At 70.1% G+C, this 23835-nt stretch carries 22 protein-coding genes and 1 pseudogene; 16 read left to right on the plus strand and 7 right to left on the minus strand.

Annotated elements, in window-relative coordinates; all coding sequences use genetic code 11:
* The first annotated feature begins 63 nt into the window (after positions 1 to 63).
* Positions 64 to 543: a hypothetical protein gene (locus NUG21_RS01365; protein ID WP_263393012.1), complete on the plus strand. Its 480-nt coding sequence runs from the start codon at positions 64 to 66 to the stop codon at positions 541 to 543.
* A gap of 184 nt (positions 544 to 727) precedes the next feature.
* On the opposite strand, the gene NUG21_RS01370 is transcribed toward NUG21_RS01365, so the two are convergent.
* On the minus strand, positions 728 to 1102 hold the full coding sequence (locus NUG21_RS01370) for a YkgJ family cysteine cluster protein (protein WP_017911452.1): 375 nt from the start codon (positions 1100 to 1102) through the stop codon (positions 728 to 730).
* 146 nt (positions 1103 to 1248) lie between these two features.
* On the opposite strand from NUG21_RS01370, the gene oleC reads away from it, so the two are divergent.
* The 8 genes from oleC (at position 1249) to NUG21_RS01410 (ending at position 8350) form a co-directional block, all read left to right on the plus strand.
* A complete protein-coding gene (oleC, locus tag NUG21_RS01375) occupies positions 1249 to 2910 on the plus strand; it encodes an olefin beta-lactone synthetase (protein WP_263392069.1) in 1662 nt (553 codons plus the stop codon).
* Between the two features lie 100 nt (positions 2911 to 3010).
* Positions 3011 to 4021, plus strand: a complete 1011-nt coding sequence (oleD, locus tag NUG21_RS01380; RefSeq protein ID WP_242081520.1) for a 2-alkyl-3-oxoalkanoate reductase — start codon at positions 3011 to 3013, stop codon at positions 4019 to 4021.
* A gap of 62 nt (positions 4022 to 4083) precedes the next feature.
* Positions 4084 to 4242, plus strand: coding sequence for a DUF1328 domain-containing protein (locus NUG21_RS01385; RefSeq protein WP_003468167.1), 159 nt, complete (start codon positions 4084 to 4086; stop codon positions 4240 to 4242).
* A gap of 29 nt (positions 4243 to 4271) precedes the next feature.
* The gene (locus tag NUG21_RS01390) at positions 4272 to 4433 is read left to right on the plus strand and encodes a hypothetical protein (protein ID WP_019796982.1); all 162 of its coding nucleotides are present in this window, start codon (positions 4272 to 4274) and stop codon (positions 4431 to 4433) included.
* A gap of 79 nt (positions 4434 to 4512) precedes the next feature.
* A complete protein-coding gene (locus NUG21_RS01395; protein ID WP_263392070.1) occupies positions 4513 to 5154 on the plus strand; it encodes a ubiquinone biosynthesis accessory factor UbiJ in 642 nt (213 codons plus the stop codon).
* Positions 5151 to 6809 carry a ubiquinone biosynthesis regulatory protein kinase UbiB gene (ubiB, locus tag NUG21_RS01400; RefSeq protein WP_160947888.1) on the plus strand — a complete coding sequence of 553 codons (1659 nt, stop codon included), beginning with the start codon at positions 5151 to 5153 and terminating at the stop codon, positions 6807 to 6809. The genes NUG21_RS01395 and ubiB overlap by 4 nt, the downstream gene beginning before the upstream one ends.
* On the plus strand, positions 6794 to 7411 hold the full coding sequence (locus NUG21_RS01405; protein WP_160947887.1) for an O-methyltransferase: 618 nt from the start codon (positions 6794 to 6796) through the stop codon (positions 7409 to 7411). The genes ubiB and NUG21_RS01405 overlap by 16 nt, the downstream gene beginning before the upstream one ends.
* Positions 7412 to 7576: 165 nt before the next feature.
* Positions 7577 to 8350: a pseudouridine synthase gene (locus tag NUG21_RS01410; protein WP_263392071.1), complete on the plus strand. Its 774-nt coding sequence runs from the start codon at positions 7577 to 7579 to the stop codon at positions 8348 to 8350.
* A gap of 275 nt (positions 8351 to 8625) precedes the next feature.
* Here the strand turns inward: NUG21_RS01410 and NUG21_RS01415 are convergent, their stop codons facing one another.
* Positions 8626 to 9150, minus strand: coding sequence for a DUF2059 domain-containing protein (locus tag NUG21_RS01415; protein WP_019797487.1), 525 nt, complete (start codon positions 9148 to 9150; stop codon positions 8626 to 8628).
* 162 nt (positions 9151 to 9312) lie between these two features.
* On the opposite strand from NUG21_RS01415, the gene arfB reads away from it, so the two are divergent.
* Positions 9313 to 9744, plus strand: a complete 432-nt coding sequence (gene arfB, locus NUG21_RS01420) for an alternative ribosome rescue aminoacyl-tRNA hydrolase ArfB (RefSeq protein WP_010340085.1) — start codon at positions 9313 to 9315, stop codon at positions 9742 to 9744.
* Positions 9745 to 9795: 51 nt separating this feature from the next.
* The gene (locus tag NUG21_RS01425) at positions 9796 to 10350 is read left to right on the plus strand and encodes a lysophospholipid acyltransferase family protein (RefSeq protein WP_160947945.1); all 555 of its coding nucleotides are present in this window, start codon (positions 9796 to 9798) and stop codon (positions 10348 to 10350) included.
* 678 nt (positions 10351 to 11028) lie between these two features.
* On the opposite strand, the gene NUG21_RS01430 is transcribed toward NUG21_RS01425, so the two are convergent.
* From NUG21_RS01430 to NUG21_RS01440, 3 genes are all read right to left on the minus strand, one after another.
* Positions 11029 to 14067, minus strand: coding sequence for a TonB-dependent receptor (locus NUG21_RS01430; RefSeq protein WP_263392072.1), 3039 nt, complete (start codon positions 14065 to 14067; stop codon positions 11029 to 11031).
* Positions 14068 to 14180: 113 nt separating this feature from the next.
* Entirely contained in the window at positions 14181 to 15236 is a 1056-nt protein-coding gene (locus tag NUG21_RS01435; protein WP_263392073.1) for a FecR family protein, read from the minus strand.
* A complete protein-coding gene (locus NUG21_RS01440; RefSeq protein WP_242081516.1) occupies positions 15217 to 15789 on the minus strand; it encodes an RNA polymerase sigma factor in 573 nt (190 codons plus the stop codon). The genes NUG21_RS01435 and NUG21_RS01440 overlap by 20 nt, the downstream gene beginning before the upstream one ends.
* Before the next feature lie 310 nt (positions 15790 to 16099).
* On the opposite strand from NUG21_RS01440, the pseudogene NUG21_RS01445 reads away from it, so the two are divergent.
* From NUG21_RS01445 to lepB, 5 genes and pseudogenes are all read left to right on the plus strand, one after another.
* Positions 16100 to 16711: pseudogene (locus NUG21_RS01445) on the plus strand (cyanophycinase); the annotation flags it as partial.
* A gap of 216 nt (positions 16712 to 16927) precedes the next feature.
* Positions 16928 to 17893: an isoaspartyl peptidase/L-asparaginase family protein gene (locus tag NUG21_RS01450; RefSeq protein WP_242081628.1), complete on the plus strand. Its 966-nt coding sequence runs from the start codon at positions 16928 to 16930 to the stop codon at positions 17891 to 17893.
* A gap of 233 nt (positions 17894 to 18126) precedes the next feature.
* Positions 18127 to 20286, plus strand: coding sequence for a peptidyl-dipeptidase Dcp (gene dcp, locus NUG21_RS01455; protein WP_242081515.1), 2160 nt, complete (start codon positions 18127 to 18129; stop codon positions 20284 to 20286).
* Between the two features lie 219 nt (positions 20287 to 20505).
* Positions 20506 to 20898 (plus strand): hypothetical protein, encoded by a 393-nt coding sequence (locus NUG21_RS01460; protein ID WP_263392074.1) that lies wholly within the window; start codon positions 20506 to 20508, stop codon positions 20896 to 20898.
* Between the two features lie 134 nt (positions 20899 to 21032).
* Complete coding sequence (gene lepB / locus NUG21_RS01465; RefSeq protein WP_263392075.1) at positions 21033 to 21662, plus strand: signal peptidase I; 630 nt, start codon at positions 21033 to 21035, stop codon at positions 21660 to 21662.
* Positions 21663 to 21787: 125 nt separating this feature from the next.
* Here the strand turns inward: lepB and NUG21_RS01470 are convergent, their stop codons facing one another.
* On the minus strand, positions 21788 to 22717 hold the full coding sequence (locus NUG21_RS01470; protein WP_263392076.1) for an SDR family oxidoreductase: 930 nt from the start codon (positions 22715 to 22717) through the stop codon (positions 21788 to 21790).
* Positions 22714 to 23766: an MBL fold metallo-hydrolase gene (locus NUG21_RS01475; RefSeq protein WP_263392077.1), complete on the minus strand. Its 1053-nt coding sequence runs from the start codon at positions 23764 to 23766 to the stop codon at positions 22714 to 22716. Before NUG21_RS01475 ends, NUG21_RS01470 begins: the two co-directional genes overlap by 4 nt.
* Positions 23767 to 23835 lie beyond the last annotated feature (69 nt).

A 23835-nucleotide genomic window follows, 5' to 3' on the forward strand; every position in this document is an offset into this window, starting at 1 on the left:
ACGTGCGCGTTGCGCCGAAGCGGACGATGCACGCAATCCGACCGGAGACCGAGAGTGAAAGCGATGGCAATGGCGATGCTGCTGATGGCGATGAGCGTGCCGGGCGTGCATGCGGAGGACCTGACGACGTCCGCGGACGGCAAGACGCTGACGGTGGGATTCGGCCAACCCACCTGGAAGCAGGTGCTGCACTACCGCAAGCTGTACGACAAGAAGCCGTTCCCCGATGCGGAGATCTATTACTACAGCAACGGCATGTACAAGATCATTTCGCAGGGCGAGAACCACTACGGCGTGTACGTGCTGCAGGGCAGCTTCGACGATCAGACCTATACGATCCGCTTCATCTCGTTGCCGTCCGAGGACTGGGGCAACAAGACCGCCTTCCACCAGTTGACCTTCATCCGCGGCGAGGACAAGAACGTCTTCATCCAGAATGCGATCGTCGACACCGGCGAGGCCATCGCCCAGCAGAACGGCACCTACACCCTGGAAAAGAACACGGTGACCAATCCGGTGCCGACTGCCTGGAAACATCGCTGAGCCGAGGCGGCGCGCGGGTGCCGCGTGCGTCGCGCCGCTCGCCGGATGCTGCCAGGGGCTCGTCGTCTCGTAGGAGCGGCTTCCGCCGCGACCTGGCTTTCCGGTAACGCCGCTCGCCGCCGATCCCACAGACGGGGACAAGAGCCTCCTACGGCCTCCCCGCCCTCCTGGCGACCGCCGCCGCTCAGGCGTCCGGCAGATTGCGTTCGACCACGCCGTCCCAGTCGGCCAGGGTCAGCAGTGGCAGTCCATGCGCCAGCCGCGACTTGTCGCATTGCGCGCTGCGTTCGCCGAATTCCAGCGAGGCCGGCACCGCCGCGCACACCGACGGCCGCCGCTCGTGGATGCTGCAGCGGCTGTAGCGGCCGATGTCCGCGTCCAGGGCGATGCAGCGCGGCTGCGCCTGCGAGGTGCCGCGCATCACCCGCTCATGGGTGCGCAACGGCTCGGTGAGCTCGAACGGGACCCTGCCGCCCAGCGCGGGATCGGCTTCGCTCCAGTGGAAACTGACGCGGAAGTAGGCGCAGCAGGCGCCGCAGGTGAGGCAGGGATGGGACATGGCAGCCGGGCCTTGCGCGGCGAACAGCGGTGGGGGGCGCGGCATTCTGACCGAACCGGCGCGCGCTGCAAGCACTGCGGCATTCAGCCGTGGCCGTCACGGGCGCGCTGTCGGCTGCGGCCCGGCGCATCGGCGATAATCGGCGCATGACCACGACCTGCAACATCGCGGCCACGCTGCCGCGGCTGGCGCGCGAGCGCCCGGACCAGATCGCCATGCGCTGCCCCGGCCGGCCCGGCCCCGGCGGCATGGCGGCCTACGACGTGACCCTGAGCTATGCGCAGCTGGATGCGCGCAGCGATGCCATCGCTGCCGGCCTGGGCGCTTACGGCATCGGCCGCGGCACCCGCACGGTGGTGATGGTGCGGCCGTCGCCCGAGTTCTTCCTGCTGATGTTCGCGCTGTTCAAGGCTGGCGCGGTGCCGGTGCTGGTGGACCCCGGCATCGACCGGCGCGCGCTCAAGCAATGCCTGGACGAGGCGCAGCCGGAGGCCTTCATCGGCATTCCGCTGGCGCAGCTGGCGCGGCGCGTGCTCGGCTGGGCGCGCTCGGCGAAACGGATCGTCACCGTCGGCCGGCGCTGGGCCTGGGGCGGCACCACGCTGGCGCGGATCGAGCGCGCCGGCCAGGGCGCCGGCAGCCAGCTGGCCGATACGGCCGCCGACGACGTCGCCGCGATCCTGTTCACCAGCGGCTCCACCGGCATGCCCAAGGGCGTGGTCTACCGGCACCGGCATTTCGTCGGCCAGATCGAGCTGATGCGCAATGCCTTCGACATGCAGCCGGGCGGCATCGACCTGCCGACCTTCCCGCCCTTCGCGCTGTTCGACCCGGCGCTGGGACTGACCTCGGTGATCCCGGACATGGACCCGACGCGTCCGGCCAAGGTCGATCCGCGCAAGCTGCACGATGCGATGCAGCGCTTCGGCGTGACCCAGTTGTTCGGGTCGCCCGCGTTGATGCGGGTGCTGGCCGACTACGGCAAGCCGTTGACCAACGTGCGCTGCGCCACCTCGGCCGGCGCGCCGGTGCCGCCGGACGTGGTGGCGCGGATCCGCAGCCTGCTGCCGGAGGATGGACGGTTCTGGACGCCCTACGGCGCCACCGAGTGCCTGCCGGTGGCGGTGATCGAGGGTCGCGAGCTGCAGGACACGCGCGCGGCCACCGAGAACGGCGCCGGCACCTGCATCGGCACCGTGGTGCCGCCCAACGAGGTGCGCATCATCGCCATCGACGATGCCGCCATTCCCGAGTGGAGCGGCGTGCGCGAAGTTCCGGTGGGCACGGTCGGCGAGATCACCGTGGCCGGCCCGACTGCCACCGACACCTATTTCAACCGCGACGCGGCCACGCGCCTGGCCAAGATCCGCGAGCGCCTGGACGACGGCAGCGAGCGCATCGTGCACCGCATGGGCGACGTCGGCTATTTCGACGCGCAGGGCCGTCTGTGGTTCTGCGGGCGCAAGACCCAGCGCGTGGAAACCGCGCAGGGGCCGCTGTACACCGAACAGGTGGAGCCGATCTTCAACGCGCTGCCGGGCATCGGCCGCACCGCCCTGGTCGGCATCGGCGAGCCGGGGCGGCAGCGTCCGGTGCTGTGCTACGAGCTCGAAGTGAACGCCATGCTGTCGAGCGGCCCGGAACTGCAGGCGCTGCAGCAGCAACTGCGCGACACCGCCGCCGCGCATGCGCACACGGCCGGCATCGTCGACTTCCTGAGCCACCCCGGCTTCCCGGTGGACATCCGCCACAACGCCAAGATCGGGCGGGAAAAGCTGGCGCTGTGGGCGGCGGAACAGCGTAAATGAGTGCACGCGGCAGCTGGCCTGGCGTGCCTGTGCTGCTGGGCGACGTTGGCGTGAAGCAAGGCCGGCCCCAGAATGGCCGCCCTGACAATGGAGTGTGGCGATGAAGATCGTGGTGACCGGTGGCGGTGGATTCCTGGGCCAGGCGCTGTGCCGCGGGCTGGTCGCGCGCGGGCACCAGGTGGTCAGCTTCAACCGCGGCCACTACCCGGAACTGCAGGCGCTGGGCGTGGCCCAGGTGCGTGGCGACCTGGCCGACGCGCAGGCGCTGCAGCATGCGCTGGCCGGCGCCGATGCGGTGTTCCACAACGCCGCCAAGGCCGGCGCCTGGGGCAGCTACGACAGCTACTACCAGCCCAACGTGGTCGGCACCGAGAACGTGCTGGCCGCCTGCCGCGCGCATGGCGTGGGGCGCCTGGTCTACACCTCCACGCCGAGCGTGACCCACCGCGCCACCCATCCGGTCGAAGGCCTGGGCGCGGACCAGGTGCCCTACGGCGAGGAGTTCCAGGCGCCGTACGCGGCGACCAAGGCGATCGCCGAGCGCATGGTGCTGGCCGCCAACGACGCGCAACTGGCCGTGGTGGCGCTGCGTCCGCGGCTGATCTGGGGGCCGGGCGACAACCAGATCCTGCCCAAACTGGTCGCACGCGCGCAGGCGGGGCGCGTGCGCCTGGTCGGCGGCGGCGACAACAAGGTCGATTCCACCTACATCGACAACGCCGCGCAGGCGCATTTCGACGCCTTCGAGCACCTGGCGGTGGGGGCGCCCTGCGCCGGCAAGGCCTACTTCATTTCCAACGGCGAGCCATTGCCGATGCGCGAACTGCTCAACAAGCTGCTCGCCGCGGTCGGTGCACCGACCGTGACCAAGACGCTGTCGTTCAAGGCCGCCTACCGCATCGGCGCCACCTGCGAGACCCTGTGGCCGCTGCTGCGCCTGCGCGGCGAGCCGCCGCTGACGCGCTTTCTGGCCGAGCAGTTGTGCACCCCGCACTGGTACAGCATGGAACCGGCGCGACGCGACTTCGGCTACGTGCCGCAGGTGACGATCGAGCAGGGCCTGCAGCGGTTGGCGTCCTCATGGCGCCACGACACGTCCGTCACCCGCTGACGACCGCTATTTGCCGAAGATGATGCCGCGCCGATTCGGCACGACAACTTCTGGATATTGCCATGCTGCATTACGCCATCATCTTCTTCGTGATCGCCATCATCGCCGCCGTGCTCGGCTTCAGCGGCATCGCCGGTGCGGCGACCAACATCGCCTGGATCCTGTTCGTGGTGTTCCTGATCCTGGCGGTGATCTCGATGTTCCGCCGCGGCAAGGTGTAGTCCTTCCGCGACAATCGAACGTCGATTTCTTGCCCGCGGCGCCCTGCGTCGCGGGCAAGTCGTTTCTGGAGGGCGTGCTGCGGCGTGCCGGCCCCACCGACGTGGCCGCCGATATAGCGCATCGGCGCGCCTGCTACACGCAGTTGCTGGCCTTCCTGAGCAGGCACCTGGGCGGTGCGCAGGCGCAGTAGCGGCGAGCGGTGGCACGGGTGGAGCATCTGTCTCGCCCTGCGCACGGCCTTGCGACGTGTCTGCCGCTAGAATGCGGGCATGTCTGGATCCCCCTTCGATGCTCTCAAGCCCCTGGCCGGCCGCGCGCTGGAAGCGGCGCTCAATCGCGCGCTGGCGCTGGACCCGGAAACCGGCGATGCCCTGCGCGACCTCGATGGCCAGCGCGTGGCGCTGACCCTGGAGACGCCCGCGCTGGCCCTGCAGATCCGCGTCGACGGCACGCAGCTGCGGGTCGGTCCGGTGGATCCGGCGCAGGAGCCGGAACTGGCGGTGCGCAGCACGCTCGGCGGCCTGCTCGCGCAATTGCCGTTCCTGGCGCAGGCGCGGCGCACCGGCGGCCCCGGCGGGCGGGTGCGGGTCTCCGGCGATGCCGAACTGGCGCGGCGCCTGCAGCACCTGGCCACGCGCTTCGATCCGGACTGGCAGCGGCCGTTCGTGCAGGTGTTCGGCGAGGTGCTCGGCGTGCAGGTGGCCAACACCGCGCGTTCGGCCCTGCAGCAGGCCCGGCGCAGTGCGCAGGACCTGGCGCAGAGCGCGGCCGAGTACGTCACCGAGGAGTCGCGCGACGTGGTCGCGCGCGCCGAGCTGGAGGCCTTCTACGACGACGTCGACGTGCTGCGCGACGATATCGAACGCCTGGCTGCGCGGGTGGCGCGGCTGCAGCCGGAGCGCGGCGCATGAAGGCGATGTTCCGTGCCAGCCGCATCGGCCGGGTGATCCTGCGTTATCGCCTGGACGACCTGCTCGACGGCACCCCGGCCGAACGCTGGTTGCGCCTGGCCAAGCCGTTCGTGCCGCGCGCCAGCCCCGACATCGCCGCGCAGTCGCGCGGGGCGCGCCTGCGCCTGGCGCTGCAGGACCTGGGGCCGATCTTCGTCAAGTTCGGACAGATCCTGTCCACCCGCCGCGACCTGATGCCGCCGGACGTGGCCGAGGAGCTGACCCTGCTGCAGGACCGGGTGCGCCCGTTCGACGGCGAGGCCGCGCGGCGCATCGTCGAGCAGGCGCTGGGGCAGCCGATCGGCGTCGCCTTCGCCAGTTTCGACACCACGCCGCTGGCCTCGGCTTCGATCGCGCAGGTGCATGCGGCCACGCTGCACGACGGCCGCGAAGTGGTGGTCAAGGTGCTGCGCCCGGACATCGAACGGCAGATCGACGCCGACATCGCCTTGCTGAAATCGGCTGCCGCGCTGGTCGAGCGCACCCATCCGCGCGCCGACAAGATCCGCCCGCGCGAGGTGGTGGCCGAGATCGAGACCACCTTGGCCGCGGAGCTGGACCTGCAGCGCGAGGGCGCCAACGCCAGCGTGCTGCGCCGCTTCTGGCTGCATTCGGACGATCTGTACGTGCCGGAGGTGATCTGGACCCACACCGCCGAGCGTGCACTGACCCTGGAGCGGGTGCGCGGCATTCCCTCCGACGACATCGCTTCGCTGGACGCTGCCGGCATCGACCGCCGCGCGCTGGCGGCCAAGGGCGTGCGGGTGTTCTACACCCAGGTGTTCCGCGACAACTTCTTCCATGCCGATGCGCACGCCGGCAACATCTGGGTCGACAGCGACCCGGCGCGCCGCGACAACCCGCGCTTCATCGCGCTGGACTTCGGCATCATGGGCCAGCTCTCGCAGGAAGATCAGTACTACCTGGCCGAGAACTTCATGGCCATCTTCAACAAGGACTACCGGCGCATGGCCGAGCTGCACGTGGAGGCCGGCTGGATGCCGGCGAGCGTGCGCATCGACGAACTGGAGGCCGCGGCGCGCTCGGTGTGCGAGCCGTACTTCACCCGGCCGCTGTCGCAGATCTCGCTGGCCGAGGTGTTGATCAAGCTGTTCCGCGTGGCCCAGCGCTACCAGCTGACCCTGCAGCCGCAGCTGATCCTGCTGCAGAAGACCCTGCTCAACATCGAAGGCGTCGGCCGCCAGCTCGACCCGGAGCTGGACATCTGGGCGGTGGCGCGGCCGGTGCTCGAACGCATCCTGATCGAGCGCTACAGCCCGCAGCGGGCGCTGCACGAACTGCGCAAGCGCCTGCCGGAGATCATGACCCACGCGCCGGACATGCCACGGCTCATCCACGGCTGGCTGCGCCAGCAGGTCGAGGGCCGGCATGAGCTGTCGATGCGCTCGCGCGACCTGTTCGAACTCAACCTGCTGGTGCGGCGCATGCAGCGGCGGGTGGTCGCGGCGATCGCCGGCGTCGGCCTGCTCACGGTGGCCACGTTGTTGTACGCGCTCGACGCCGGTGGCCCGCAGCTGGGCGGGGTGTCGCTGTGGGCGTGGATCAGCGGCGGTGCCGGCGTGGCGGCCTTGCTGTCGGCATGGTGGCGGCGTTGACCGCGGCCACGCTCGACCGCACGCAACTGCAGGCGGTGCGGACCGAACTCGGCGCCGAGGGGCCGCGCCACGACGCCGGCGAGTCCGAGCGCGCGCAGCGCCTGCTCAACATCACTCCGGAAACCGGCGAACTGCTGGCGGTGCTGGTGCGCGCCACGGGGGCGCGGCGGGTGCTGGAGATCGGCACCTCCAACGGCTATTCCACCCTGTGGCTGGCCGAGGCCGCGGCGGCGCTTGGCGGCGGCGTGGTCACGCTGGAATACGCCGCGCACAAGATCGCGCTGGCGCAGCGCAGTTTCGCCCGTGCCGGCGTGGAGGGCTGCGTCGAACTGGTCCACGCCGATGCCGGCGCATGGCTGGCCGACGCGGCGTCGGCCGCGTTCGACCTGGTGTTCCTGGACGCCGAGCGCACGCTGTACTGCGACTGGTGGCCGCAACTGCGCCGGGTGCTGCGGCCAGGCGGGTTGCTGGTGGTGGACAACGCGCTGTCGCACGCGGCGGAGATGGCACCGTTCGCGGCGCTGCTGCAGGCCGATGCGGCCTTCACCTGCACCACGCTGCCGGTCGGCAACGGCGAACTGTTGGCGGTCAAAGACGCGTAGGTATCGGCGCCGTGAGGCGCGGTTTCCTGTGCGCAGGGGCGACCGCCGCCGCGGCGCAGCGGCACGCCGCGCAGGCGCGGGATCGCGATCGAGCATCCGCCGCGATGCGGGCGTGTCCGCGTTGTCGCGCCCCGACGCATCGCGCGCCTGGACGCCAGGCACCCCATGCGCATTGTGGCGCGCCGGTGCGGCACGGATAATCTGCAGGTGAATACCGCCGAACCTCCTTTGCAGATCCTGTACCAGGACGCGCTGCTGGCCGTGGTCGACAAGCCTGCCGGGCTGATGGTCCACGACAGCAAGCTCGCCCGCGGCGAGGACGATTTCCTCGCCGACCGCCTGCGTGCGCAGCTGGGCCGGCCGATCTTCCTGGTGCACCGGCTGGACCGTGCCACCAGCGGTTGCCTGCTGCTGGCCTTCGACCGCGACACCGCCAGTACGCTGGGCAAGGCGCTGATGGGCGGCGAAGTGGACAAGGATTATCTGGCGATCTGCCGCGGCTGGCCGGCCGAGGAGCACTTCGACGTCGACCACGATCTCGACGGCGGCCCCGGCAAGCCGCTGAAGAAACCGGCGCAGACCCGCTTCGCGCGCCTGACCTGCGGCGAACTGCCGGTGCCGTCGGGCGAGTTCGCGACTTCGCGCTATGCGCTGCTGCGCTGCAGCCCGGTGACCGGGCGCTTCCGGCAGATCCGCCGCCACCTCAAGCACATTTCGCATCACCTGATCGGCGACACCAGCCATGGCGACGGCCGCCACAACCGCTTCTTCCGCATGCAAGGCGTGCACCGCATGCTGCTGCACGCCGAGCGCCTGGCGTTTCCGCACCCGGACGGGCATCGGATCGCGGTGACGGCGCCGCTGGATGCGGCGTTCGTGCGGGCGTTCGGGTTGTTCGGCTGGGATCCTGCGCCGTGGCAGGTGGATGCGGGAGGATAGCGGCTGCCGGATGCCGCGCGTGGGTGTGCGAGCGACGTCGGTAATCGCGTTTTACCGGCCCTCTGTCGCGATCGACGTCGCTCACCCGGAAGTGATCGCGCTTCCACGTCGGAACTGGCACAGCATCGAGAGGGTGATGCATCCGGATGCGATGTCAGCAGGGAACGCCGCAAGCCTGACGGCTGTCGTGGGGGCGGCTTCAGCCGCGACCGGGCTTCCTCGATAACGCCCGGTCGCGGCTGAAGCCGCTCCTACGACTGCAAGATCGGTTTTAGTTATTTCGCCGGCGGCGTGTTGATCGTCTGTTCCAGGTCCTTCTGCAGGTCGGCGAACAGCGGGGTCATCTTCTGCTGGATCGCGCCCATCAGGTTCTGCATCAGCTGCGGGGTCTTGTCGAGCAGGCTCTGGCCGGCCGGGCTCTCGTAGAACTCGGCCATCGCCAGCACGTCCTGCTTGGAGAAGGTCTGCTTGTACAGGTTGACGTAGAGCGGGCGCATTTCCTGCCAGGACAGTGCCTTGCGCACGGTGGCCTGGGTGCGCTCCTGGATCTGCTGCAGCTTCTGTTGCTGGGCGGCGTCGAGCGGGTGCTGCGCGGTGAGCTGGGCAAACTGCTGGCGCTGCATCGCCTCGATCTGCGGCAGCATGGTGTCAAGCATGTTCTGCGCGCGCGAGGCCGACAGCAGGCGGTTGACGTCGGCATCGGTGGGCGGTTCGGCCAGCGCCGGGACAGCGGCCAGGGCCAGCAGCAGGACCAGCAGCAGGCGCTGCGGCCAACGGAAGAAGCGCGGAGTCGGGGACATGGGGCATCCTGCAGGACGATGACCGGCGGCCAGAATACGGCAATCCCCGCGGCCCTGCCGACGCTCGCCGGGGCGCCGCGGGCCGGCGACCGCCGGCTGCGCCGTTCAGTCTTCCCCGGCCCGGAAATCAGGCGGTCCGGCGGATGCCCTACAATCCGCGCCATGGGTAATGGGGCCATCCACATCTCGAGCAGCCTGACGATTCCGGAGGACGAAATCGTCGAGCGCTTCGTGCGCGCCAGCGGCGCCGGCGGGCAGAACGTCAACAAGGTCGCCACCGCGGTCGAGTTGCGCTTCGACCTGGCCGGCTCGCCGTCGTTGCCGGAGCCGCTGCGCGCGCGGCTGCTGGCGCGGCGCGATCGGCGCATCACCGCCGAGGGCGTGCTGGTGATCGATGCGCAGCGCTTCCGTACCCAGGACCGCAACCGCGACGATGCGCGCCAGCGCCTGGCCGAGTTCATCGCCGCCGGGCTGTCGGTGCCGAAGCGGCGCATCGCCACCAAACCCTCGCACGGCGCCAAGTTGCGACGCCTGGACGCCAAGCGCGAGCGCAGCCAGATCAAACGCGGCCGGTCGCCCGGCCGCTGGGAGTGACTTTTGACCGAACGCGATTACCGCCTGCCCGCAGCGCCGCCGAACATGCCGATGGTCAAGCCCAGCCGCTTCATGCGCTGGCTCGGCCGCACCGCCCTGCGGGTGACCGGTTGGCGGGTCGTGGGCGAGTTCCCCAACGTGCCGAAGCTGGTGATGATCGTGGCGCCGCATTCGTCCAACTGGGACGGGTTCCTGGGCTTCGCGGTCAAGTTCGCGGTCGGCTTCGAGGTGCGCGTGCTGGGCAAGACCCAGCTGTTCTGGTGGCCGCTGGGGCCGCTGCTGCGCAAGCTCGGCGGCATTCCGCTGGACCGCACCTCGCCGCGCGGGGTGGTGGAACAGGCGGTGGCGTTGATCCGCGGCGCCGAGCGCATGTGGTACGTGATCACCCCCGAGGGCACGCGCAAGCGCGTGGAGAAGTGGAAGACCGGCTTCTGGAAGATCGCCCACGGCGCGCAGGTCCCGATTTTTCCGGTGTACTTCGACTACCCCAGCCGTACCGTCGGCCTCGGCGAGCCGGTGTACACCAGCGAGGACATGCAGGCCGACATCGCCGCGATCCGCACCTGGTACCGGCCATGGCGCGGCAAGCATCGCGACACGTTGTGAGCGGCAGCGGCGGCTGACGGCGACGCGCATCCGCCGTTTTACCCAACAGCCCAACAGCACCAACCGGTGTCGTAGTCGTAGGAGCGGCTTCAGCCGCGACCGGGACATCGGGAACGCCCCGGTCGCGGCTGAAGCCGCTCCTACGGGGGGAATGGTCGGGCGCCCTTGTGGGAGGGACTTCAGTCCCGACGCATGGCGGTGCCAGGTGATTTTGGACTTCACGCGTCGCGGCTGAAGCTGCTCCCACAGGTGCGGCGCCAGCATCGTCGGAGGGCGCACTGTGGGAGGGACTTCAGTCCCGACGCGCATCTGTCGTTTTACTCAACAGCATCAACCGATGTCGTAGGAGCGGCTTCAGCCGCGACCGGGACATCGGGAACGCTCCGGTCGCGGCTGAAGCCGCTCCTACGGGGTATTGATCGGGCGTCCTTGTGGGAGGGACTTCAGTCCCGACGACTGACGGGGTCAGCCCGATTCCGGTTCCATGCGTCGCGACTGAAGTCGCTCCCACATGCGCCCTGCAGTGCATCGGTGCCGCGTCGGTGCCAATGCGCTGGACCTTGCACCTGCACGCACAGGCCGAGTGTCTGTTGTAGGAGCGGCTTCAGCCGCGACAGGCCTTCGGTAACGCCTGTTGCGGCTGCAGCCGCTCCTACATCATCGCTTGGACGCCCCGCGCTACAACGCGCTGCCGCCGAACTTCTGCGTGTACTGCAGGTACACGCTGCGGCCCACGGTGTCGAACCAGGACACGTCGTAGTACGGATACGCCGTGTAGGTGCGGTCGTGCGGCGGCATCGTGTCGAACAGGTTGGTCACCGTCAGCGACAGCTGCGCGTGGTCGGTGAAGCGGTACTGCAGCGAGGCGTTGTAGCGGTAGGTGGCACCGATCCACGGACTGTCGCCGCTCTCCGGGTCGTAGACCTGATCGTAGGAATCGGAACTCGGCAGCCGGCCCAGGCGTTCGCCGTGCAGCGTCGCGGTCCAGGCATTGCGCTCCCACGACACGCTGGCGCTGGCCTTGGTGCGCGGGATGTCGTAGCCGCTGTTGACCGCGAATTCGTCCACCATCGCTTCGCCGGCGTACACCTGGATATCGTGGCGGCGCACCCAGGTGTAGTTGCCGCTCAGGCGGAAGGTGCCGATGCCGGTGTCGAGACGGTACTGCGCGCTCAGGTCGACGCCGTTGGTGCGTTCGCGGGCGATGTTGATCGGGTTGACGTAGACCCCGTACAGGCGGCCGTCGGCGCTGCGGGTCACCCGCGCCAGCGCCTGCTGGCAGGTGGTGGAGGCCGCCTGCAGCACGCCAAGGCGGCAATCGGCCTCGTCGCGCAGCACCTGGTCCACGCGCAGGTCCTGCACCTGGTCGCGCATGTCGATGTCGAAGTAGTCCAGCGACAGGTCCAGGTCGGCCATCGGCGACCACACCAGGCCGGCGGTCCACGAGGTGCTGTTCTCCGGGTCCAGCGCGCGGTTGCCGCTGCGGCCGCGGATCACCGCTTCCTCGTTGTAGCTGCAGTCCTGGATCGCCACGCCCGGCTCCTCGCTGGCGCAGCGGTAGTAGTCCACGCCGGTGGTCTCGTCGTTGCCGGGGCCGGCGTACACGTAGTGCAGGTCGGGCGCGCGGAACGCGGTGCCATAGGAGCCGCGCACCAGCAGCGACTGCACCGGCCGCCACTCCAGCCCGCCGCTGTAGGTGAACTTGCCCAGCGAGCGCCCGGCGAAGCGGTACTGGTCGTAGCGCCCGGCCAGGCTCAGCGACACCGTCGACAGCACCGGCAGGCGCAGCTCGCTGGCCAGTGCCCAGCGGTTGCGGCTGCCGTGGCCGTCGGAGTCCTTCCAACTGTAGTAGTAGTACTGCGTGGCCAGCGGATCCGGGCGCAGGGTGTAGGCCTGGTTGCCGAATTCGGCGGTCGCGGCCATGCCGGCATCGCCGCCGGGCAGCGAGAACAGCGCGGTGTTGGTGGCGGTGAAGGCGAGGGTGTCGGTGCGCGAGCGCGGCTGGTACACCGTGCGCTGGGCGATGCTGTCGTACTCGGCACGGCGCAGCGGCGTGTACAGGCGCTGCGGGTCGGCGTCGAAGATCGGCAGCCCCGAATCCTCGTCTACGCCCAGTTGCGGGCCGAGGAACAGCGCGTTGGCGCGCGCGGCGACGATCTGCGGCCAGCTGATCGTGGCCTGGTACTGCGAGTGGCTGAGGCTGGCTTCGTAGTCCCAGTCCGCGCCCAGGCGGCCCTTGAACCCGGTGGTGACGCTGAAGGTCTTTTGCCGTGTGCGGATGGTGCCGGCATCGAGGCCGCCCATTTCCTCCGGGCTGAACTGGCGGCCCCAGGCTTCCACCTGGCCGGTGGCCTGGTTGTAGAAATAGCCCTGCTCGTTGCCGTCCGGGGCCATGTAGCCCCACTGGGTCACGTCGCGGAACAGCGACAGCTCGTGGTAGCCCACCTGCACGTCGGCGAACCACTCGCTGCCGTTGTCGAAGGCGTAGCGCAGCGAGGCGTAGCCGTTGAGGCCGCGGCGCTTGTTGGTGATGGTGCCGTAGCCGATCGAGGCGCTGCTGCCGCAGAACGCGCCATAGCCCGGGCGGGTGGCGTAGCCGGTGCTGCCGCCGTTGAGCGCGGACACCGCCGCACAGGTGTCCGCGCCCGGATCCAGATAGTTGTCGTCGTAATCGGTGCGCAGGAAGGTACGCCGCGGCACTTGTGAGCGCGCGGTGGGGCCGTCCAGGGTGCTGTCCTGGCGGCTGCGCTGGTAGGCCCACAGCGGCGTCTGCGAGACCAGCTCGGCGCCGAACACCGCATCGAAGTTGCCGCGCGACCAGCCGCTGCTGAGGCTGAGGTTGAAGCTCTCGCCGCCGCCGCGGGTGGTGTCGCCGAAACGGTAGTCCAGCGTGGTGCCGTCGGCGTGCTGCTTGAGAATGAAGTTGACCACGCCGGAGATCGCGTCCGAGCCGTAGATCGCCGAGGCGCTGCCGGTCAGGATCTCGATGCGGTCGATCATGCCCAGCGGGATGTTGGAAATGTCGGTGAAGTTGCTGCGGCCCTTGAACGGCATCGGGAAGTCGGCGATGCGGCGGCCGTTGACCAGCACCAGGGTGTGGTTGGGGCCGAGCCCGCGCAGGTCCACCTGCTGCGCGCCGGGCGAGAAGTCCGCGCCGCTGGCCGACTGCGGACTCTGCGTCTCGCCACCGTTCTGGGTCATCGCGCGCAGCACGTCCGGCACCGAGGTGAAGCCGTTGGCCTTGATCTGCTCGGCGCCGATCACGCTGATCGGTGCCGGGCCTTCCACCTGCGTGCGCGGGATGCGCGAACCGGTGACGCGCAGGGTGTCCAGTTGCGCCACCGGGGCGTCAGGTACCGCTGCAGGCGTCGGCGTGGCGACACGGGCCGCCGCTGGCGCGCGCGCCGGAGCCGGCGCCTGACGCCGCACCAGCCACGCGCCGGAGGCGTCGCGCTCGGCGACGAAGCCGCTGCCGCGCAGTACCTGCTGCAGCGCCTGCGTCGTGTCCAACTGGCCGTGCGCGCCGCCGCTGCGGGCCTGGCCGAGTTGATCGGCGCGGTAGATCAGTTGCACGCCGGATTGCCGCGCCAAGGCATCCAGCGCCGCACGCAGCGGGCCGGCGGGGATGTCCACCGTGCCGGTGGCGGCCACGGCAGCGGGTTGCGCCTGCGCCGCGCAGGCGCTCGCACAGGCCATGCTCAGCAGCAGGGCACGCATCGGATACCGCATCGAGTTTTCTCCCCCAAACGGGCGCGGAGCGCGCCTTCGTAGCTCCAGGACGAACGAGACCGGCAAATCCCCCCGCCCTCGCGCACGCCGGCGCGGGCGGCTTACCGGCTGTGCAACAGCACCGTGTCGCCGCGGCGCTCGGCGCGGATCGGGAAGCCCTGTTCGAGCAGGCGCACGAAGGCGTCGACGTTGGACCAGCGCACGTTGCCGCCGACCCGCAGCGCCGCGGCGCCGGCATCGGCGACCTGCAGCTTGATCGTGTTGTAGCGGTTGAACTCGGCCACCGCCGCCTGTAGCGGGGTGTCGTCGAAACTCAGGTAGCCGCTGCGCCAGTCCAGCGCGCGCTCGGCCTCGGCCAGCGCCACCCGGCGCACCAGCACCCCGTGCGGGCCGGCCTGGGCGATGCTGCCGGCAGGCAGCAGCAACGGCGGTGCGTGCGGTGCATCGGCCGACTCCAGCCGCACCGTGCCTTCGGTGACCACCACGCGCAGCGCGTCGGCGTCGCGGCGCACCGCGAAGCGCGTGCCCACCGCCACCACCTGGCGCGCGCCGCTGGCGACCACGAACGGCCGGCCCGGGTCCTTGCTCACCGCGAAGAACGCTTCGCCGCGCTGCAGGTCGATATGCCGCTGCGCGCGCGACAGCGCCACGGCGATGCGGCTGTCGCTGCTCAGCGTGGCCTGCGAGCCGTCGGCCAGGGCCACCGGCCGCAACTGCCCGGTGACGCTGGCGTAGGCGGTCGGCACCGGTTCGACGGCATGGCGCCAGACCAGGGACAGCACCGCGGCACCGAGCAGCGTCGCCGCCAGCGCGGCCGGCCAGCGCCGCCGCGGGCGCGCGGGCGAACGTGGGGCGAAGCGCAGGTCGCGCAGATCGGGAGTGGCCGCTGCCGCCGCGGCCGGCGCCGCCGTGCTACGGCCGCCCAGGCCCTGCCAGCGGCCGCGTTCGGGCACCTGCCCGTCGCGTTGGCCTGCGCCCAGCGCCTGCAGGCGCCCGCTTTCCTGCCAGGCCGCCTGCAGGCGCAGGAACGCCACCCGGTGCGCGGTGGCCGCGGCCAGCCACGCGTCCAGGCGCGCCTGCCGTGCGTCGGTCCAGTCGCCGCGGTCGCGCCGCGCCAGCCAGGCCGCCGCACGCGCCTCAATCCACTTGCTGTCCATCGCGTGCGCGCGCCTGCAACGGCGCCGCCGGCGCCGCCGCGCCCTCGTCGCCATGGAAATGATCGGCCAGCAAGCGCATGCCCCGGGCCACCTGCTTCTCCACGCTCTTCTCGCTGATCCCCAGGCGCACGGCCACCTCCTTCTGCGGCAGTTCCTCGACCCGCCGCAACCAGACCACGCTGCGGCAGCGGTCCGGCAAGCGATCGAAGGCCGCGGCCAGCCGGCCCAGCACCTGGCGTCCGCCGCACCAGCGTTCCGGCGACAGCTCATCTACCAGGACGTGCATCGACTCCAGATCCCCCACCGCCTCGATCGACACCACCCGATTGCGGCGCAGGCGGTCGGTCATCAGGTGCCGCGCGGTGGCGAACAGGAACGACTTGGGCAGGCTCGGCCGGGACTTGCCCGCAGCCTCGTAGACGCGCACATAGATCTCCTGGCGCAGGTCGTGCCATTCCTCGCGATGCGGCCAGCAGCGCCGCAGGTAGCCGCTGAGCGCCTGCTCGTGGACCAGGATTTCTTGGACGAACCAATCGTCGAGGGAAGCGGACATGGATCCCACATTAGCCGATCGCCGGCAGCTGCGGGCAAGTGCCGCGCAGGCGAACGTGGGAGGGTGGCGGTGGCGGGGGGAAACCGTGCCGCCGTTCGTCCCCTCTCAGCAGCGAGCCGCACGCTCGCCTGCCCGTCCCGTTCCCGAGGAGATCCGCATGACCCGTTCCGTCGGCCTGTTCCGGCCCTGGCTCTCCCTGCTGCTGGGCCTGTGCCTGGCCACGCCCGCCGTCGCGCGCGAGTACCGCCAGTACCTGGTCGGCGACCCGGCCGCGCCCACGCCCGGTCCGGTGTCGCCCGGCCTGCTGCTGATGGGCGGCGGCGACCGCAACTATGACGCGCTGCGCTGGTTCCTGGCCAAGGCCGGGCACGGCCACGTGGTGGTGCTGCGCGCCTCGCAGGCGGGCGAGGTAGGCGAGGAGTTCTACCGCAAGGTCGGCGGCGTGGCCTCGGTGGAGACCTTCGTGTTCAGCGGCCGCGGCGCCTCCAGCGATCCGGCACTGCTGCGCGCGCTGGCGCGCGCCGATGGTATCTTCATCGCCGGAGGCGACCAATCGCGCTACGTGCGCTATTGGAAGAACACGCCGGTGGCCGACGCGCTGGACGCGCACGTGCGCGCCGGCAAGCCGCTGGGCGGCACCAGCGCCGGCCTGGCGATGCTCGGCGAGTATCTGTACGGTTCGATGGACGGCGGCAGCATCACCAGCCCGGCGGCGCTGGCCGATCCGCTGGGGCCGGCGGTCACCCTCGAGACCGACTTCCTGCACCTGGACCTGCTCAAGCGGGTCATCACCGACACCCACTTCCGCGAGCGCGACCGCCTCGGCCGCCTGTTCGCGTTCCGCGCCAAGGCCGCCACGCTGGCGCCGAAGGGAGAACCGCTGATCGGCCTGGGCGTGGACGAGAGCGCCGCGGTGGCGGTGGAGGGCGACGGCACCGCGCGCGTCTATGCCACCGATCCGCAGGCCGTGGCCACCGTGGTCGCCGGGCCGTTGCAACCGCCCACCCCGGCCGGGCAGCCGCTGCAGGCCGCCCGCATCGAGACCGTTGGCGTCGGCCCCGGCTCCACCCTGCACCTGCCCGACGGCCGCGTCGACGCGCCGGTGTTCCACCGCTACTACGCCGTGCAGGACGGGCGCATGCGCGAGATTCCTGCCACCACGCTGGTGATCCATGGCGGTGCCGGTGTCGAGCGCGCCAGCAGCAGCGCCGCCGACCTGGCCGAGGCGCGCGCGGCGATGGAGCAGGCGTTGCGCACCGGGCAGGCGCTGCTGGCGCAGGGCAAGCCGGCCGTGGATGCGGTGGCCGAGGCGATCACCGTGCTGGAGGACTCGCCGCAGTTCAACGCGGGCAAGGGCGCGGTGTTCACCCACGACGGCCGCAACGAACTGGACGCGGCGATCATGGACGGGCGCACCGGCAAGGCCGGCGCGGTGGCCGGCGTGCACCGGGTCAGGAACCCGATCGCACTGGCGCGCGCGGTGATGGAGCAGTCCGAGCACGTGATGCTGGTCGGCGATGGCGCCGAGGTCTTCGCAAAGCAGCACGGCATCGCCCTGGTCGATCCGTCCTACTTCCGCACCGAGAAGCGCTGGCAGCAACTGCAGCAGGCGCTGAAGGAAGAGGCCAACAAGCAGGCGCATGCCGACCTGGAGACCGCCAAGCACTTCGGTACGGTCGGCGCGCTGGCGCTGGACCTGCAGGGCAACCTGGCCGCCGGCACCTCCACCGGCGGCATGACCAACAAGCGCTACGGCCGCGTCGGCGACTCGCCGATCATCGGCGCCGGCACCTTCGCCGACAGCCGCTGCGCGGTGTCCGGCACCGGCTGGGGCGAGTTCTACATCCGCGCGGTGGCCGCCTACGACATCTGTGCGCGGGTGAAGTACGCCGGGCAGAGCCTGGCCGAGGCCGCCGATGCGGTGATCGACCAGCAGATCCCCAAGGCCGGCGGCGACGGCGGCGCCATCGCGCTGGGCGCCGACGGCAGCGTGGCCTTCCCGTTCAACACCGAGGGCATGTACCGCGGCTGGATCGGCGCCGACGGCGTGCCGCACGTGGCCATCTTCAAGGACGAGGCGCTGCCGCTGCCCGGCGGGCAGTGAGGGGTGCTCCCGGGCCGGCGGTGCCGCCGGCCCGGGCGCGTGCGTGGTCCATCCGGCCCGGTGCGTCCCACCGCGGCCAGCCCGCCGATGCAGCGGCGGGCTGGCCGCGCCCGGCGATCTGTACGCCGGCTGGCTGCCGCGCCGGGCCGAGCCAATGGCACATGCCGCTGCCATCCAAACCCGGTAACGTGCACGGCTGTCTTGGCCCCAGGTCCTCCCAGGAGTTCCACCTCATGTCGCGTAACGTCGTTCTGGCCGCTGCCATCAGCTTGGCGCTGGCCGCCTGTTCCGGTAAGGAGTCCACCCCCGTGCCCGCCGCCCCCGCTGCTCCGGCCGCCGCGCAGCCCGCCGCCGCCACCAACCCGCTGCTGACCCCCAGCACGCTGCCGTTCCAGGCGCCGCCGTTCGACAAGATCAAGGACAGCGACTACCTGCCGGCGTTCGAAGAAGGCATGAAGCAGCACCTGGCCGAGATCCGCAAGATCGCCGACAACCCGGAGCCGGCCACCTTCGCCAACACCCTCGAAGCGATGGAGCGCAGCGGCGAGACCCTGACCCGCGTGTCGCGCATCTTCTTCGGCCTGGTGCAGGCCGATACCAACGATGCCCGCCAGAAGATCCAGGAAGAGATCGCGCCCAAGCTGGCCGCGCACCAGGACGAGATCAGCCTGGATCCCAAGCTGTTCGCGCGCATCAAGAGCCTGTACGACCAGCGCGACACGCTGAACCTGGACCCGGAGCAGAAGCGCCTGGTCGAGTACGAATACCAGGAGTTCGTGCGCGCCGGCGCGCAGCTGTCCGACGCCGACAAGGCCACCCTGCGCAAGCTCAACGTCGAAGAGACCACCCTGGCCACGCAGTTCCACACCAAGCTGGTCGCGGCCACCGCCGCCGGCGCGGTGGTGGTGGACGACAAGGCCAAGCTCGACGGCCTGTCCGACGGCGACATCGCCTCGGCGTCGCAGGACGCCACCGCGCGCAAGCTCGACGGCAAGTACCTGCTGGCCCTGCAGAACACCACCCAGCAGCCGGTGCTGGCCTCGCTGAAGGACCGCGACCTGCGCCAGCAGGTGATGGCCGCTTCGCAGTCGCGCGCCGAGAAGGGCGATGCCAACGACACCCGCCAGACCGTGCAGCGCCTGGCGCAGCTGCGCGCACAGAAGGCCAAGCTGCTCGGCTTCGACAGCTACGCCGCCTACAGCCTCAGCGACCAGATGGCCAAGACCCCGGCCGCTGCGCTGAAGCTGCTCACCGACACCGTGCCCGCCGCCACCGCCAAGGCGCGCAGCGAAGCGGCCGAGATGCAGAAGGTGATCGACGCCCAGAAGGGCGGCTTCAAGCTCACCGCCGCCGACTGGGACTTCTACGCCGAGCAGGTGCGCAAGGCCAAGTACGACCTCGACGAAGCGCAGATCAAGCCGTACTTCGAACTGGACAACGTGCTGCAGAACGGCGTCTTCTACGCCGCCAACCAGCTGTACGGCCTCACCTTCAAGGAGCGCACCGACATCCCCACCTACCACGACGGGATGAAGGTCTATGAAGTGTTCGACAAGGACGGCAAGTCGCTGGCGCTGTTCTACACCGACTACTTCAAGCGCGACAGCAAGTCCGGCGGCGCCTGGATGGACGAGTTCGTCGGCCAGAACGGCCTGACCGGCACCAAGCCGGTGGTCTACAACGTCTGCAACTTCACCAAGCCCGCCCCGGGCCAGCCGGCGCTGCTGAGCTTCGACGACGTCACCACCATGTTCCACGAGTTCGGCCATGCGCTGCACGGCATGTTCTCCAACGTGAAGTACCCGACCCTGGCCGGCACCGCCACCTCGCGCGACTTCGTCGAGTTCCCCTCGCAGTTCAACGAGCACTGGGCGTCGGATCCGAAGGTGTTCGCGCACTACGCCAAGCACTACCAGACCGGCGAGGCGATGCCGGCCGACCTGGTGGAGAAGATCAAGAAGTCGCGCACCTTCAACCAGGGCTACGCCACCACCGAATACCTGTCGGCGGCGCTGCTCGACCTGTCCTGGCACACCCTGCCGGCCGACGCGCCGCTGCAGGACGTGGACAAGTACGAGGCCGACTCGCTGAAGAAGTACAAGGTGGACCTGCCGGAAGTGCCGCCGCGCTACCGCACCACCTATTTCGACCACATCTGGGGCGGCGGCTACTCGGCCGGCTACTACGCCTACTTCTGGTCGGAAGTGCTCGACGACGACGCGTTCCAGTGGTTCAAGGAACACGGCGGCCTGACCCGCGCCAACGGCGACATCTTCCGCGACAAGATCCTCTCGCGCGGCAACACCGTCGACCTGGCCACCCTGTACCGCGACTTCCGCGGCAAGGACCCCAGCGTCGAGCCGCTGTTGGAAAACCGCGGTTTGAAGAACTGATCGGGGCTACGCCGGTCATGGTGATCGAGAACGGGATGGCCTTGGCCATCCCGTTTTTGTTGGGGTGCACTTTCGCAGCGGAAATCGTCAGGTGCGTTCCCGCGCCGGCGCTGGCAATTGCCGTTGGGAAAGGCATGCTTGAGCGTCTGCGTGGCGTGTCTCGACAGATGCGGCATGCTTGCCGCTGAGTCATCCATCTGACGTCAGGAGTATCGAAGCATGATGTTTGTCATGGCGCTCCTGATGGGTGCGGCGACGGGGCCTGCGCATTTCAGCGCATCGCGGCCGCAAAGCTTTTCCAACGTGTGCCGCGTCGAGGAAGAGGGAGAGCTGCTGGGGACGATGCTCTGGATCCTGCCTGCGGTTGACGGCACACGGCTCCTGGTCCAGCGCTACGAGGCAGGGCCTTTGGCCCCGCGCTTGCTTTCCGCGCGTGTCGAGGGTGACCGGATCGTGGCGCACTCCGACCACAACGAGCCGCTCTACGCCGTGCGTCGCGACGGCAAAGGTGCGCGGATCACGTATCTCGATGGCGAAGAGGGGCGCGACGGCGGGCATGAAGAAAGACTCTCTCCCGTCCTCATCTTGGGTGAATTTCCGAACTGCAAATGAGTTGCCGTGCGCATGGCGTCTGCACGCGTCTGTGCCGGGCGACGCCATGTCTTTCGTCACTGGCCCTCGAGCCGCCGAGCGCGCACTGTCGCGATGACATGTCCCGTGCCGCCCTCGCTCATCCCAGGTGCCCCATGACCCACGCCGATCCGCATGCCACCCGCCTGCAGCGCGCCGCGCGCTGGACCCGCAAGGAACTGGTGCCGATGGCGGTGATGCTGGTGCTGCTCACCGCCGCGCGGTCGTCCTTCGCCAATCACTACGTGGTGCCCTCCGGCTCGATGCAGCCGACGCTGCAGCCCGGTGATCGTGTTGCCGTGGACATGAGCGCCTACGGGCTGCGCGTGCCGTTCACCGAGTACCGCGTGCTCGAACGCGGCCGGCCGCAGCGCGGTGACGTGGCGGTGTTCGATTCGCCGCACGACGGCACCCGCCTGATCAAGCGCGTGGTGGCGGTGGCGGGCGACCGTGTGGATGTGCGCGATGGCCATCTCTCCATCAATGGCCAGCCGCTGCAGGTGGGCGCCGCGGGCGATGCCGAGCGGTTCGGTGCGCGCATTGCGCGGCTGGATCTGGACGCGGGCGGTGGCCCGGACCTGCACGACGTGCGGGTGCCGCCCGGCAAGCTGCTGGTCATGGGCGACCATCGCGGCGACAGTTTCGATGGCCGCTATTTCGGCTTCGTCGATGCCGATAGCGTCTATGGCAAGGCGCTGGCGGTGTTCTACCGACGCGGCGAGGGATTGGAGTGGACGCGTCTGTAAGGCACCGCTCGCAACGACGCGACGTGATCCGTAGGAGCGGCTTCAGCCGCGACGCGCGATCCCGGTAACGCCTGTCGCGGCTGAAGCCGCTCCTACGGAGGCAATGTGCTGGTGCCGCTGTGCAGTCAGAACGCCACGCCGGCCAGCGTGCACGCCACCTCCCACAACCGCGCGGCCACCTGCGGGTCGCGCGCCTGCCGGGCGATCCTGGCCGGGGCCGGGTCGCCTTTCAGCTCGAACGGGCCGTCGGGCCCGTAGTACCCGCCGGGCTGGGCGTTTGGCGAGGTGGCGACGTAGAGGGTGGGCAGGGCGCCGGCGGCGGCGGAATGGCTGATCCACGGTGCGAGCCACTGGGTCGCTGCGCCGATCGCGGTGCGGCGACCGTCGACCGCCGGGCCATTGGCGATCAGCGCGGTCTGCGCAATGCCGGGATGCGCGGCGAGCGCGCACACGCCCCAGCCCTGCGCGTCGCTGCGCCGCTGCAGTTCCAGCGAGAAGATCAGCATCGCCAGCTTGGACTGCCCGTAGGCCTTCCATGGACGGTACGGGCGTTCGCATTGCAGGTCGTCGAAGTCAATGCGGCCCTGGCGGTGCGCCAGGCTCGACAGGTTCACCACGCGTGCGCCCGGCGCGGCGCGCAGCAGCGGCAACAGGCGCGCGGTCAGCGCGAAGTGGCCGAGGTAGTTGCTGCCGAACTGCAGTTCCAGGCCGTCGGCAGTGGTCTGCCGCTGCGGCGGCGCCATCACCCCGGCGTTGTTGATCAGCAGATCCAGCCGCGGGGAGCGCGCCGCGATGCGCTCGGCGAAGGCGGCCACCGACGCGAGTTGTGCCAGGTCCAGGGCTTCCACGCGCACGTCGGCCGCCGGATGTGCGGCCAGGATCGCCTGCCGCGCAGTCTCGGCCTTGCCCGGGTTACGCGCCGCCAGCACCACGCTGGCGCCCGCGCCGGCCAGGGCCAGGGCGGTTTCGTAGCCGAGTCCGCCAGGGCTGGCGCCGGTGACGATGGCGATCTTGTCGCGCAGCGACGGCAGGTCGGCCAGGGTCCAGCGGCTCACGGCGCCACCGCCTGCGCCAGTGCGCGCCACCAGCGCTCGCCGCTTGCCGGCTGCGTCAGGTCGACGCGCTCGCCCATGCGCGGCGTGGCCAGCGCCACGCCAGCGGCATCGGCCAGCGCCGCGAGGCGTTCGAAGGGTTCGTGCCAGGCATGCATCGCCAGGTCGAAGGTGCCGTTGTGGATCGGCAGCAGCGTGCGTCCCCCGATGTCCAGGTGCGCCTGCAGGGTCTGCTCCGGCTGCATGTGCACGTGCGGCCAGTCGACGTCGTAGGCGCCGTTTTCGATCAGGCTCACGTCGAAGGGCCCCAGCCGCTCGCCGATCGCCTTGAAGCCGTCGGAGTAGCCGCCGTCGCCGCTGAAGAACAGCTTCAGCTCGGGCGTCTCGATCGCCCACGAGCACCACAGCCGGCGCCCGCGATCGAACATGCCGCGGCCGGAGAAGTGCTGCGCCGGGGTGGCGGTCAGCGTCACGCCGTCCACCATGGTCGACTGCCACCAGTCCAGTTGCCGGATCCTGTCCGCGGCCACGCCCCAGCGCTGCAGCAGGTCGCCCACGCCCAGCGGCGTCACGAAGGTCCCGACACGCTCGGCCAGGCGGCGGATGCTGGCCCGGTCCAGGTGGTCGTAGTGATCGTGCGAGAGGATCACCCCGGCGATCGGCGGCAACGCGTCCAGCGCGATCGGCGGTGCGTGGAAGCGGCGTGGGCCGGCGAACGGAAACGGCGAGGCGCGTTCGGAAAACACCGGGTCGGTGAGCCACAAACGCTCGCGCAGCTTGAGCAATACCGTGGAATGCCCGAGCCGGTACAGGCTGCGGTCGGGCGCCGCCAGCAACTGAGCGGCGGTCAGCGGCAGCACCGGCAGCGGCTGCGCGGGCACCGCCTCGGGCGACTTGCGTGTCAACAGATGCCACATGATCCGCAGGGTCCCGGCCAGGCCGGGCGCGCCGCTGGTGCCCGGGGTGGCGTTGCGGAAGCGGCCGTGGCGATACTGCGGCGACTCCCGATACGAGGGCGGAACAGGGGACAGCGAGGAAGCGGACGCGGACATGGCGGCAATCCTTGGAAGACGATCTGGCACGAGAATTACACTACACAGTGTAGTTTCCTTTTCGTGAAA

Source organism: Xanthomonas sp. CFBP 8445, from assembly GCF_025666235.1.
Classification (GTDB): Bacteria; Pseudomonadota; Gammaproteobacteria; order Xanthomonadales; family Xanthomonadaceae; genus Xanthomonas_A; species Xanthomonas_A indica.